Annotated in this window: 14 protein-coding genes and 1 tRNA gene; 12 read left to right on the top strand and 3 right to left on the bottom strand. The window is 72.2% G+C overall.

The features are described from left to right. Nucleotides 1–5: 5 nt before the first annotated feature. Nucleotides 6–587 (bottom strand): 5-formyltetrahydrofolate cyclo-ligase, encoded by a 582-nt coding sequence (locus tag AH6_RS35795; protein ID WP_067489161.1) that lies wholly within the window; start codon nt 585–587, stop codon nt 6–8. A gap of 33 nt (nt 588–620) precedes the next feature. Here AH6_RS35795 and galU point away from each other — a divergent pair, with 33 nt between their 5' ends. From galU to AH6_RS35815, 4 genes are all read left to right on the top strand, one after another. Continuing rightward, the gene (galU, locus tag AH6_RS35800; RefSeq protein WP_067489164.1) at nt 621–1,547 is read left to right on the top strand and encodes a UTP--glucose-1-phosphate uridylyltransferase GalU; all 927 of its coding nucleotides are present in this window, start codon (nt 621–623) and stop codon (nt 1,545–1,547) included. Nucleotides 1,548–1,575: 28 nt separating this feature from the next. Then, nucleotides 1,576–2,784: a molybdotransferase-like divisome protein Glp gene (gene glp, locus AH6_RS35805; RefSeq protein ID WP_067489167.1), complete on the top strand. Its 1,209-nt coding sequence runs from the start codon at nt 1,576–1,578 to the stop codon at nt 2,782–2,784. Further along, nucleotides 2,781–3,266, top strand: a complete 486-nt coding sequence (gene moaC, locus AH6_RS35810; protein ID WP_157431926.1) for a cyclic pyranopterin monophosphate synthase MoaC — start codon at nt 2,781–2,783, stop codon at nt 3,264–3,266. The genes glp and moaC overlap by 4 nt, the downstream gene beginning before the upstream one ends. Nucleotides 3,267–3,411: 145 nt before the next feature. Further along, a complete protein-coding gene (locus AH6_RS35815; protein ID WP_067489170.1) occupies nt 3,412–3,933 on the top strand; it encodes a MogA/MoaB family molybdenum cofactor biosynthesis protein in 522 nt (173 codons plus the stop codon). Between the two features lie 50 nt (nt 3,934–3,983). Here AH6_RS35815 and AH6_RS35820 read toward each other — a convergent pair whose 3' ends face one another. Next, on the bottom strand, nt 3,984–4,769 hold the full coding sequence (locus AH6_RS35820; RefSeq protein ID WP_067489173.1) for a DeoR/GlpR family DNA-binding transcription regulator: 786 nt from the start codon (nt 4,767–4,769) through the stop codon (nt 3,984–3,986). 138 nt (nt 4,770–4,907) lie between these two features. Between AH6_RS35820 and AH6_RS35825 the strand changes: the two genes are divergently transcribed. The 7 genes from AH6_RS35825 to AH6_RS35855 all read left to right on the top strand — a co-directional run bounded on the left by AH6_RS35825 (nt 4,908) and on the right by AH6_RS35855 (nt 10,322). Then, nucleotides 4,908–5,816: an SIS domain-containing protein gene (locus AH6_RS35825; RefSeq protein WP_067489176.1), complete on the top strand. Its 909-nt coding sequence runs from the start codon at nt 4,908–4,910 to the stop codon at nt 5,814–5,816. Then, nucleotides 5,813–6,934, top strand: a complete 1,122-nt coding sequence (nagA, locus tag AH6_RS35830; protein WP_067489179.1) for an N-acetylglucosamine-6-phosphate deacetylase — start codon at nt 5,813–5,815, stop codon at nt 6,932–6,934. The genes AH6_RS35825 and nagA overlap by 4 nt, the downstream gene beginning before the upstream one ends. Continuing rightward, on the top strand, nt 6,931–7,839 hold the full coding sequence (locus tag AH6_RS35835; protein ID WP_067489182.1) for a 1-phosphofructokinase family hexose kinase: 909 nt from the start codon (nt 6,931–6,933) through the stop codon (nt 7,837–7,839). Before nagA ends, AH6_RS35835 begins: the two co-directional genes overlap by 4 nt. Beyond that, on the top strand, nt 7,827–8,666 hold the full coding sequence (locus tag AH6_RS35840; protein ID WP_067489184.1) for a class II fructose-bisphosphate aldolase: 840 nt from the start codon (nt 7,827–7,829) through the stop codon (nt 8,664–8,666). Before AH6_RS35835 ends, AH6_RS35840 begins: the two co-directional genes overlap by 13 nt. A 108-nt stretch (nt 8,667–8,774) precedes the next feature. Continuing rightward, the gene (locus AH6_RS35845; protein WP_067489212.1) at nt 8,775–9,392 is read left to right on the top strand and encodes a GNAT family N-acetyltransferase; all 618 of its coding nucleotides are present in this window, start codon (nt 8,775–8,777) and stop codon (nt 9,390–9,392) included. A 235-nt stretch (nt 9,393–9,627) separates the two neighbouring features. After that, complete coding sequence (gene sepX, locus AH6_RS35850) at nt 9,628–10,188, top strand: divisome protein SepX/GlpR (protein WP_067489187.1); 561 nt, start codon at nt 9,628–9,630, stop codon at nt 10,186–10,188. Between the two features lie 57 nt (nt 10,189–10,245). Next, nucleotides 10,246–10,322 (top strand) — tRNA-Ala (locus tag AH6_RS35855). A 427-nt stretch (nt 10,323–10,749) separates the two neighbouring features. Here AH6_RS35855 and AH6_RS35860 read toward each other — a convergent pair. Next, on the bottom strand, nt 10,750–11,013 hold the full coding sequence (locus tag AH6_RS35860) for a GntR family transcriptional regulator (RefSeq protein WP_245679621.1): 264 nt from the start codon (nt 11,011–11,013) through the stop codon (nt 10,750–10,752). Between the two features lie 364 nt (nt 11,014–11,377). Here AH6_RS35860 and AH6_RS45540 point away from each other — a divergent pair, with 364 nt between their 5' ends. Then, entirely contained in the window at nt 11,378–11,959 is a 582-nt protein-coding gene (locus AH6_RS45540; protein ID WP_067489193.1) for a winged helix-turn-helix domain-containing protein, read from the top strand. Nucleotides 11,960–12,225: the final 266 nt, after the last annotated feature.

Genomic DNA, 12,225 nt, shown 5'->3' on the forward strand with positions numbered 1-12,225 from the left:
AACGATCAAGCGAACCGTACCAAGCCCTCCGACGGCGTCACCGCCGCCCGCACCCGCCGGTCGTGCGGCTCGGCCGGCAGCTCCTCCACCAGCTCCCCGTCGTGCACCAGCCCCACCGTCAGGATCGCCGGACCCACCCTGGCCAACGCCCGGTCGTACGAACCGCCGCCCCGCCCCAGCCGCATCCCCGTCCGGTCGATCGCCACCGCCGGGACCAGCACCACGTCCGCCCGGCTGACCGCTTCCGGTCCCCGCGCGGGCTCGGTCGGCTCCAGCAGGCCGAACCGCCCGGGGGCCAGCGAGTCGGGCCCCTCGTAGGACGCCCAGTCCAGGTCCCCGTCCGGCAGCAGCTTCGGCAGGATCACGTACGCGCCCCGCTTCCACAGCGCGAACAGCAGGCCACGGGTGTCGGGCTCGGTGCCGATCGACACGTAGGCCGCGATCGTCCCGGCCATCTCGACCTCGGGCGCCGACAGCAGCGCGTCGCGCGCCGCCCGGCCCGCCGCGGCGGCCGCCCCGGCGTCCAGGGCGGCCCGGCGGGCCAGGGCTTCGGCACGGAGACGGGCTTTGGAGGCGATGTCCTGCACGCTGTGGTCCTCCCAGATGACTAGGGTCTCTACATGGCCGACTACGTACCCGTACTCAAGGCCGTCGTCCCTGCGGCCGGGCTCGGTACCCGATTCTTGCCCGCCACCAAGGCGACGCCCAAGGAAATGCTCCCGATCGTCGACAAGCCGGCGATCCAGTACGTCGTGGAGGAGGCGGTCGACGCCGGGCTCTCCGACGTCCTCATGATCACCGGCCGGAACAAGCGGTCCATCGAGGACCACTTCGACCGCGCCTACGAGCTGGAGGAGGCGCTCAGCGCCAAGGGCGACGCCGAGCGGCTGGCCGCCGTCCGCGAGTCGGCCGACCTGGCGATCATGCACTACGTCCGGCAGGGCGAGCCGCGCGGCCTCGGCCACGCGGTGTACTGCGCCCGCCAGCACGTGGGCGAGGAGCCGTTCGCGGTGCTGCTGGGCGACGACATGATCGACGCCCGCGACGAGCTGCTCAAGCGCATGATCCAGGTGCGCGACGAGCGCGGCGGCAGCGTGGTCGCGCTGATGGAGGTGCCCCCGGACCAGGTGTCGGCCTACGGTTGCGCCGCCATCGAGGAGACCGGTCAGGACGACGTCGTCAGGATCACCGACCTGGTGGAGAAGCCCGCCGTCGACGAGGCGCCCAGTAACTGGATCATCATCGGGCGCTACGTGTGCGACCCGGCGATCTTCGAGGTGCTGGAGAAGACCCCGCCCGGCCGCGGCGGCGAGATCCAGCTCACCGACGCGCTGCTCACGCTGGCCAACACCCCCGCCGAGCAGGGCGGCGGCGTGTGGGGTGTGAAGTTCCGGGGTCGCCGCTACGACACCGGCAACAAGCTGGAGTACCTGCGCACGGTGGTGCAGTTCGCCTCCGAGCGGGAGGACCTGTCGGCCGAGTTCATGACGTGGCTGCGCGAATTCGTGGCCGACCACGACGGCGTGGGGACCACCGAGGGCGCGTGACGGCACGCCAGACTAGGGGACCGTGGGCATGAGAACGGTCGATGAACACCTCGCGGAGATCCTGGCGGCCGTCCCGGTGCTGCCGCCCCTGGACCTGGCACTGCTGGAGGCCGAGGGCGCCGTGCTGGCCGAACCGGTGGCGGCCCCCGTGCCGCTGCCGCCGTTCGACAACTCGGCCATGGACGGCTACGCGGTCGTGGCCGCCGACGTCGCGGGCGCGTCGGAGGACTCGCCGGTCGAGCTGCCGGTCATCGGCGACATCGCCGCCGGCGACTCGGGCGTGTCCGCGATCAGGCCCGGCCTGAGCGCGCGCATCATGACGGGCGCGCCGGTGCCGGCCGGGGCCGACGCGGTCATCCCGGTGGAGTGGACCGACGGCGGCACCGCCACCGTGCGGATCGTGCGCCCGGCGCCGCCCGGCAACTACATCCGGCGGGCCGGCGAGGACGTGCTCGCCGGCCAGGTCGTCGCCGCGCCGGGCACGCGGCTCGGCGCGGCGCAGATCGGGATGCTGGCCGCCGTCGGCCGGCCCCGGGTCGCGGTGCGGCCCAAGCCGCGCGTGGTGGTGCTGTCCACCGGCAGCGAGCTGCGCGAACCGGGCACGCAGCTGGCGCCCGGCCAGATCTGGGACTCCAACAGCTTCATGCTGACCGCCGCCGTCATCGAGGCGGGCGGCGTCGGCTACCGGCAGTCCACGGTGGACGACGACCCCGCCAAGGTGCTGGAGACGCTGGAGGACCAGCTCATGCGCGCCGACGCGATCGTCACCTCGGGCGGGGTGTCGATGGGCGCGCGCGACGTGGTCAAGGAGGTGCTGACCGGCGCGGGCACCGTCGCGTTCCACAAGGTGCGGATGCGGCCGGGCAAGCCGCAGGGCTTCGGCCTGCTCCAGGGCGTCCCGATCTTCACGCTGCCCGGCAACCCGGTCAGCGCCTACGTCTCCTTCCAGGTCTTCGTCCGCCCGGCCCTGCGCGCCATGCAGGGCCTGCCGCCCGAGTCGCTGCCGACCGTGCGGGCCGTGCTCGCCGAGGACGTCAGGTCCCCGGCCGGGCTGCGGCACTACCTGCGCGGGCGGCTGTCGTTCGACCGCGGCCACTACACCGTCAGCCCCGCCGAGGGGCAGGGCTCCCACCAGCTCGGATCGTTGTCGGCGGCCGACGCGCTGATCGCGCTGCCCGAGGACGCCGAGGCCCTGCCCGCCGGCTCGCACGTGGAAGTCCTGAGGATGCCGTCATGACCATGGGTTCGGAGTTCACCGGGTTCAGCCACCTGGACGAGACCGGGGCCGCCCGGATGGTGGACGTGTCCGCCAAGAACGTCACGGCCCGCACCGCCACCGCGACCGGCTTCGTCCGGCTGTCGGCCGGGTGCGTGGCCGCGCTGCGCGCCGGGGAGGTGCCCAAGGGCGACGCGCTGTCGGTGGCGCGGATCGCCGGGATCATGGGGGCCAAGCGCACCCCGGACCTGGTGCCGCTGTGCCATCCGATCGCGCTGCACGGCGTCACGGTGGACCTGGCCGTCGCGGACGCCGGCGTCGCGATCACCGCGGTGGCGCGCACGGCCGACCGGACCGGCGTGGAGATGGAGGCGCTGACCTCGGTGACGGTGGCGGCGCTGGCGCTGATCGACATGGTCAAGGCCATCGACCCGGCCGCGGTGATCACCGACGTGCGGGTGGAGGAGAAGACCGGCGGCAAGACGGGCTCCTGGCGCCGCTGAACCGGGCGCGACGGACCGCGCGGCGGTCTGCGCCCGGTCATGTTTCGGGAGATGCCCCCTCCCGCGCCGGTCCGCTGGCATAGCGTTCTCCGGGCGCCCGCAGGGGCGCGTCGGTGCAGGCGAGCGTGCTGGTGATGGAGGACAGATGATTCGGGCGATGGCGGTCACGGTGTCGAACCGGGCGGCGGCCGGGGTGTACGCCGACCGGTCCGGTCCGGTCCTGGTGGAGCTGCTGGAGAACCTCGGCTGCGACGTGCACGGCCCGGTCGTGATCCCCGACGGCGACCCGGTGGCCGAGGTGCTGCGCGACGCGGTCGCCGGCGGCTACGACGTCGTCGTCACCTCCGGCGGCACCGGCCTGACCCCGATGGACCAGACCCCCGAGATGACCCGGCAGGTCATCGAGCGCGAGATCCCCGGCATCGCCGAGGCCATCCGGCAGCAGAGCCGCGAGGTGGTGCCGACGGCGATCCTGTCGCGCGGGCTGGCCGGGGTCGCGGGCCGCACGCTGATCGTCAACCTGCCGGGCTCGACGGGCGGAGTGCGCGACGGCATGGGCGTGCTCGGGACGGTGCTGCACCACGCCGTCGACCAGATCGGCGGCGGCGACCACGTGCGCTCCGACGAGGACGACGACGGCCTGCCCGACATGGGCGGCCTGCTGTAAGGAACGCGCACCGCCGCCGCGCACGCGCGCGGCGTCGGTGCGCGGAAGGCTCAGGCGCGGATGACGCGGACGCCCGCCTCCGTGAAGTCGTCCACCACCGACTGCTCCACCGTGCCGTCGGTGACCAGCACGTCGATGCGCGCGGTGTCGCAGATCCGGGCGAACGCGCGGTGCCCGACTTTGGAGCCGTCGGCGACCACCACCACCTGCTCGGCGCGCTCGGCCATCAGCCGGTTGACGTCGGCCTCGCCCTCGTTGTGGCAGGTCGCGCCGTGCTCGACGGCGATCCCGTTGACGCCGAGGATCGCCACGTCCAGCGTCACCTGGTCGAAGATCCCGGTGGCCAGCGGCCCGGTCAGCTCGTAGGACTGCGGGCGCGGCACCCCGCCGGTCAGCACGATCTTCACGTGCGGGCGCACCGCCAGCTCGTTGCCGATGTTCAGGGCGTTGGTGACGATCGTGAGGGCCGGGGCCGCGCCCTCGGCGTGCAGGTCGGCGCGGGTGGCCAGCACCCGCGCGACCTCGGAGGTGGTGGTGCCGCCGTTCAGCGCGATGATCGAGCCGGGCCGGGCGAGCTCGGCGGTGGCGGCCGCGATGCGCTGCTTCTCGGAGGCGTTCCGGGCGCTCTTGTAGCGCAGCGGCAGGTCGTAGCTGACGCTCTGCGCCACCGCGCCGCCGCGCGTGCGGGTCAGCATCTGCTGCTGGGCGAGCTGGTCGAAGTCGCGGCGGATCGTGGCCGCCGACACCCTCATCCGCTCGGCCGCCTCCTCCACGGTGAGCCGGCCGGCGTCCGCGAGCAGTTCCAGCAGCGCGTTCCAGCGTTCGTGCCGGGTCACGTCGGCCCCCTCCCGTGTCGGTGCGGTTTCGCGCGCCTGGTCATCCCCGGATTCTAGCCTGCATGTTGTTGCTCTTTTCTGCGTCATATTGCTATAAAGCGGACAAGAACAAGCAGAGCTGAGCAGAGGAGGGTGTCCATGGGCACCGCACCGCAGACCGGCGGCCACACCGCGGCGGAGATCGCCAGCCAGCCCGCGTGCTGGACCCGCGCCGCCGCCCCGGAGGCCGGGGTGGCGGCCACGCTGCCGCGCGCGGGCGAGCGGGTCGCCGTCGTCGGGTGCGGGACGTCCTGGTTCATCGCGCAGTCCTACGCGGCGCTGCGCGAGGCCGCCGGGCAGGGCGAGACCGACGCGTTCACCGCCTCCGAAGCGCCGCTGGGGCGCGGCTACGACCGGCTGCTCACGCTCACCCGCTCCGGCACCACCACCGAGGTGCTGGCCGCGCTCGACGGGGTGCGCGGCCGCATGGCCACCTCGGCGATCACCGCCGACCCGACGACGCCGATCATGCGGGCGGCCGACGAGGTCGCGGTGCTGGACTACGCCGACGAGCGGTCGGTCGTGCAGACGCGCTTCGCCACCACCCAGCTCATCGCGCTGCGCGCGCACCTGGGGGAGGACGTCTCCGGCGCGATCGCCGACGCCGAACGCGCGCTGGCCGAGCCGCTGCCCGACGCCGCGCTGACCGCCGAGCAGTTCACGTTCGTCGGCCAGGGCTGGACGGTCGGCCTCGCGCACGAGGCCGCGCTGAAGATGCGCGAGGCCGCCCGCGCGTGGACCGAGTCCTACCCGGCCATGGACTACCGGCACGGCCCCATCAGCATCGCCGGGCCGAACCGGGTGGTGTGGTCGTTCGGGGAGCCGCCCGCGGGCCTCGCCGAGCAGGTCGCGGGGGTCGGCGGCACCATGATCGTGTCGGACCTGGACCCGCTGGCCGACCTGGTCCGCGTGCAGCGCCTGGCCGTCAAGCTGGCCCGCGCCCAAGGGGCCGACCCCGACACCCCGCGCAACCTCACCCGCTCGGTGATCCTGGACGCGGGGGCATGACGCTGCTGGCCGACGCCCGTCTCGTCCTGCCCGGCGGCGTCCGTCGGGGCGCGTTGCGCGTCGCGGACGGGCGCATCACCGGCGTGGACGTCCGGGCGGAGCCGGGGGAGGAGGTCGTGGACCTGGGCGGGCGGTACGTCGTGCCCGGGTTCGTCGATCTCCACGTGCACGGCGCGGCGGGCGTCTCGTACCAGAGCGGCCGTCCCGAGGACGCGCGCTGCGTCGCCGCGTTCCACCTCGCGCACGGCACGACCACCACGATGGCGAGCCTGGTGACCGGCGACGCCGCCGAGCTGCGCACCGCCGTCGCCGGGCTCGCCGAGGCCGCCGCGGACGGGATCGTCGCGGGCGTCCACCTGGAGGGCCCCTACCTGGCGGCCGGACGGTGCGGCGCGCACGATCCGGCGCTGCTGCGCGATCCCGACGTCACCGAGTTCGAGCGGCTGGTCGCGCTGGGGCACGGGCACGTCCGCATGATCACCGTCGCGCCGGAGCTGCCGGGCGCGACAGACCTCATCCGCGCGGCCACCGCGCACGGCGTGATCGCCGCGCTCGGGCACACCGACGCGAGCGCCGCCGCCACCGCCGCCGGGTTCGACGCGGGCGCGCGCGTGGCCACGCACCTGTTCAACGGGATGCGGCCGCTGCACCACCGCGAGGGCGGTCCGGTCACCGCCGCGCTCACCGACCCGCGCGTCACCCTGGAGCTGATCAACGACGGGGTGCACGTGGCGGCCGAGGTCGTGCGGCTGGTGTTCGGCGCCGCGCCGGGCCGGGTCGCGCTGATCACCGACGCGATGGCCGCGACCGGGATGGGCGACGGCGACTACCGGCTCGGCGTGATGGAGGTGCACGTCCGCGACGGGCGCGCGGTGCTGGCGGGCGGCTCGTCCATCGCGGGCAGCACGATCACGATGGCCGACGCGTTCCGCCGCGCGGTTCTGGACGTGGGCCTGCCCGTCGAACGGGTCGCCGAGGCCGCCTCGCTCGTCCCCGCCCGCACGCTGGGGCTGGACGGGCGGATCGGGTCGCTGGAGCCCGGCAAGGACGCCGACCTGGTCGTGCTGGACGACGATCTCGCCGTCGCCCGGGTGATGAAGGGCGGCCGCTGGCAGTGATCCTCACCGTGACGCTGAACGCCGCGCTGGACGTCACCTACGAGACCGACGCCGTGATCTGGGGCGGCAGCAACCGCGTCGCCGCCGTGCGCGAACGTGCCGGGGGCAAGGGCGTCAACGTCGCCCGCGTGGCCGCCGCGCTGGGCGCGCCCGTCCTGGCGACGGGCCTGCTCGGCGGTGACACGGGCGCGCAGATCCGCGCCGACCTCGATCGCACCGGCACCCCGCACGACTTCAGCGCCGTGCAAGACGCCTCGCGCCGCACCTTGGCCGCCGTCGCGACCTCTACCAACGAAGTAACGGTCTTCAACGAGCCAGGCCCGCAGGTGACCGCCACCGAGTGGGCGACATTCCGGGCGCATTACCGCGCCCTGCTGCCGTCCGCCACCATCGTCGTGCTGTCGGGCAGCCTGCCACCAGGCGTGCCGCCCGACGCCTACGCCGAGCTGGCCGCCGCCGCGACCGTCCCGGTGATCCTGGACGCCGACGGCGACGCGCTCACCCGGGGCGTCGCCGGACGACCCGCCCTGATCAAGCCCAACGCCGACGAACTGACCCGCGCCACCGGCCACACCGACCCGATCATCGGCGCCCGCGCCCTGCTGACCGCCGGAGCCGAAGCCGCCCTGGTGTCCCTCGGCCCCGCCGGGATGCTCGCCGTCACCCCCGACGGCGCTTGGCGCGCCGCGCCACCTCCGCTGTCCGGCAACCCCACCGGAGCGGGCGACGCCGCCGTCGCGGCCGCCGCCCGGTCCTGGGGCGCACCCTGGCCCGACCTGCTGCGCGAGGCCGTGGCGCTGTCGGCCGCCGCCGTCGCCGCCCCGGTCGCCGGCGAGATCGACGCCGGGCTGTACCGCGCCCTCCTCCCCGAGATCACCGTGCAAGGAGTCCCATGCCCCTCGTGACGACCGGCGAGATCGTCGCCCCCGCCATGGCCGCCCGGCGCGGCGCGGGATCGTTCAACGTCATCCAGCTCGAACACGCCGCCGCGATCGTGGCGGGCGCGGAGGCCGCGGGCGCGCCCGTCATCCTGCAGATCAGCGAGAACTGCGTGCGGTACCACGGCGCGGCGGCCCCGATCATCGCCGGCGCCCTGGCCGTCGCGCGCGCCGCGTCGGTCCCCGTCGCGGTGCACCTGGACCACGCCACCTCCACCGACTTGGTGCGCGAGGCGGTGGAGCTGGGCGTGAGCTCGGTGATGTTCGACGCTTCAACGTTGCCCTACGCCGACAACGTCGCGGCCACCGCAGAGATCGCAGCCTGGTGCCACGCCCGCGACGTATGGGTGGAGGCGGAACTGGGTGAAGTAGGAGGCAAGGACGGAGTACATGCCCCCGGCGTCCGGACCAAGCCAGCCGAAGCCGTCGCCTACACGGAAGCAACCGGGATCGACGCGCTGGCGGTGGCCGTGGGCAGCTCGCACGCGATGCTGACCCGGGACGCCGTGCTGGACCTGGACCTGATCGCGGAGCTGCACGCCGCCGTCGCCGTCCCACTGGTGCTGCACGGCTCCTCGGGCGTCCCCGACGCGACGCTGACCGCCGCCGTGGAGCGCGGCATGACCAAAATCAACATCGCGACGCAGCTCAACAAGGTGTTCACCGCCGAGGTCCGCCGCGCTCTAACAGCTGACCCCGCCCTGGTGGATCCGCGCAAGTACATCGCGCCGGGCCGCACCGCCATCGCGGCCGAGGTGACCCGCCTCCTGGGCGTGCTCCGCGCCGGAAGCTGACCCCTTATAGCCGGTTTTGCGGCACCGGGCCTCCGGTTCCGCGAACTCGTCGGCGACAATTGATGGCGTCCGGACCGGACAGCAGGGAATCATGGAGCTGTGGAACGCATGCGGGGATGGCCGGTCACCCTGACCGAAGGCCCGGTGGGGCTGCGCCCGCTGCGGCACCGTGACGCCGCCGTCTGGCGCGAGCTACGGGTCCGCAACGCCGACTGGCTCCGCCCCTGGGAGCCGACCAACCCCGAGACGCCCCTGTTCCGCAGCGGCCTGGGCCCGTACCTGAGCATGGTCCACACGATGCGCCGCGAGGCCCGCCAAGGGCTCGCGCTGCCCTGGGTGGTGACGCAGGAGGGGAGCTTCGCGGGGCAGCTCACCATCGGCGCGATCGTGTGGGGCTCGGCGCGCTCGGCGCAGATCGGCTACTGGATCGACCGCCAGGCGGCGGGCCGGGGCGTGATCCCCACCGCCGTGGCACTGGCAGTGGACCACTGCTTCTTCACCGTGGGCCTGCACCGGGTCGAGGCGAACATCCGCCCGGAGAACGCCGCGAGCCGCCGCGTGGTGGAGAAACTGGGCTTCCGCGAAGAAGGGGTGCGCCGCCGCCACCTGCACATCGACGGGGCGTGGCGCGACCACATCTGCTACGCCCTGACGGTCGAGGACGTGCCCGGCGGCCTGCGGGCCCGCTGGCTGGCCAACCGCAACCAGGCGTATCCGAGACCGTGACACTTGGCCGCACGGTGACTTCCGGCCACCCCCGCTTCGTAAGAATCCTGCGACCGAGAAGACTTGGCAAACGGAGAGTAACCGCAGGATCGATCTCGCGACACACCGCCCCTTATGCTCGTCAACCTCTGACACCGACTCGTACCGTGCGGGGCGTGACCCTGCTCCCAATGCACGTGCGCGCGCCGAAAGTCGGCCTGCCCGTCCGCCGTGCCTGGGCACCGGCGGTGAGCCGGTGAGCAGCGCCGTCCTCTACCTCGCCATCGTCGCGGTGTGGGCCATCGTCCTCGTACCCATGTGGCTGCGCCGCGACACCGAGACCACGGGCCTGTCCCGCCTCCTCCACAAGCGCGGCCCCGACGAGGAACCGACCCAGGAAGAAGAGGAACCCCTGGACGACGAACAAGAGGACCCCACCGACGAGATCCCGGTCACACCCCGTCGCAACACCCGCTCCCGCGCGGCGGTGATCGCCCGCCGCCGCCGCCGCACCGCGGGCCTGACCCTGCTGCTGCTGACCGCGATCACCGTCGTCGTCGCGAACGTGGCCCCCTGGTGGATCACGATCCCCCCGACCCTGCTCCTGACGGGCCACCTGGCCCTGCTGCGCGTGGCGGTGGGCATGGACGCGGCCCGCGCGGCCGAAGAACGCGCCAGAGCCCGCGAGGCGGCCCGCAAGGCCGCCCAGACCCCGGCCGAACCGACCCCCCAGGCCGAGATCATCGAACTGGCGACCCGCCCCGAGGAGGAGGTGTTCGACCAGTACGCCGACGACCGCCGGGCGGTCGGCGAATGATCGGCGCGCCTCGATGCGCGAACCACCCCCGATGTTTGCTAACCTAACGGAGTCCTTGGGGCTGTAGCGCAGTCCGGTAGCGCACCTCGTTCGCATCGAGGGGGTCAGGGGTTCAAATCCCCTCAGCTCCACCAAGGAAAGAGCCGCCCACCTGTATTCATGCAGGTGGGCGGCTTATTTTGTGTTAGGCGATGTCCGGCTGTCCCCGGCTGTATGCGGGCCCTGGCGGGTGTCTGTGCCGAATACGTGCCGAAGCTTCAGACCCGTAGAGCTGTGAGGATGCGCTGTTTGGCGGCGCTGTGCTGCCCTACGAGTCACTTGGCGTAGATCCGAAGCAGGACCGCCACACTGTGGCCGGCCACTCAGCAACCTGAGTCGCTGGCACCCCGCCGTTCAGCCAGGTCGAGACGCAGGCAGGCGCAGGTTGTAGGACCCGCGCTTAGTGAGAGGCGAGTTGCACTCTTCTTTGTGAAAACGGCCTTACAAACCTTGCTCCATACGCCGATGGTAGATGCCCGTCCGCAAGGTGCTCCCTGCGGATGCATCAGCAGATGCGTTCCTTTATTTGCCCTGAGGTTGTCGGCGGACGAAGGTGCCTCGACCGTGGAGGACGGTGACCAAGCCCCGCTCGGTCAGGATCTCGACGGCGCGGATGATGGTCATGCGGGCGACGCCGTACTCCTCGGCCAGGACCGGGATCGCTGGTAGGGCCGCGCCCTCGGTGAGGGTGCCGTCCTGGATCTGCTGTTCGATGTGGTCGGCGATCTGGACGTACTTGTACTGGGTGGTGTCCCACTCGATGGGGTACTCACGGTCATCTGCCACGCAGATGAACCTAGACATGCCCTGACCTGTATAAACTCCTAGGGCTGTCTCTAGACATCCACAGAGTTCTATAGTGTTCTGCATGGCCACCATGCGAGCGATCCCCCCCCACCCCCGGTTGGGCCGTCAGCCAGGACGAAGACGGCAGCTACGTCGCGGAGCGACGGACCGACCTCACCCACTACCAGCGGCTCTGGGGCGCGCTGACTCAGGTCAGCGCCCGGAGCGAGGACGTCCTGTGGATTCTGTGCGACGCACAAACGCGCCTCGCCGAGCGCTTGGCCATGGCGGAGAGCCTCCGGCCGAAGATCAGCCCGCACCCAAAAGCCCTGGCCCGTCAGCAGCGAAGCAAGGAGGGCGGGCAGTGAACGAGTACCCGACGTCTCACGCCAGGTTGGCCGCGCTTGGGACGCGCTTGGCCACACAGTTCACCGCCGAGCTGAGCTCGCGCGAGCTGACCGTTCGCAACCCTGACGTGTCCGCGTGCTGTGAGGACGCGGGCCGGTGCCGCTCTGACACCATCACCTGTCGACCGCGTCCTGAGGACAGTGGTGCGCTGTGGTTCTTCACCAGTTGGAAAGAACCAATCGCTCCTGCGGACCGCCTCATTGAGGCTGTCACCTACGTTCAGGGCTACATGGCGGTTGACCGCGTGAACCGACAGGGCAAGCCTGCCGAGGAAGGGCAGGACTGGCGTCCGGCTTACGTCCGGGTCGCCGAAGATCTGCGGGACCGCATCCTCAACGGCGAGTTCCCTCCGGGGGCTCTGCTCCCCAGCGAGCCAAGGTTGTCCGCCTCCTACAGCGTCTCGCGTACAAGCCTCCGCAACGCCATCCGGCAGCTTCGAGACTGGGGCCTGATCGAAGCCCGGCAGGGCACTGGCACCTACGTCCTGTCGCGTCCTGCGGCCCTCTTCGACAGTGTGGCGCTCGACGGAACCAGCTAGGACGAGAACGCCATCACCAACGAACTGCTCGCCCTCGATCCGCGGTACATCCGGTGCGCTCCTGAGCATGAGCTGAACGAGCTGCTCAGCAAGGGGCGAATCCCCATCGTGTACATTGACCGGTTCCTCGACTTGGTCGCTGAGGCCCGAACCTCCCGATGGCTGAACGCCTTGCTGTGGTCCACGCATGACGGCGAGGCCGCCCCGGACGTGCAGTCAACCGGCTGCATCCTGTCCATCCGAACCGACATCATCCCGCCGGCGAC

Origin of the sequence: Actinomadura hibisca NBRC 15177 (genome assembly GCF_001552635.1) — a bacterium.
In the GTDB taxonomy this organism is placed as follows: domain Bacteria; phylum Actinomycetota; class Actinomycetes; order Streptosporangiales; family Streptosporangiaceae; genus Spirillospora; species Spirillospora hibisca.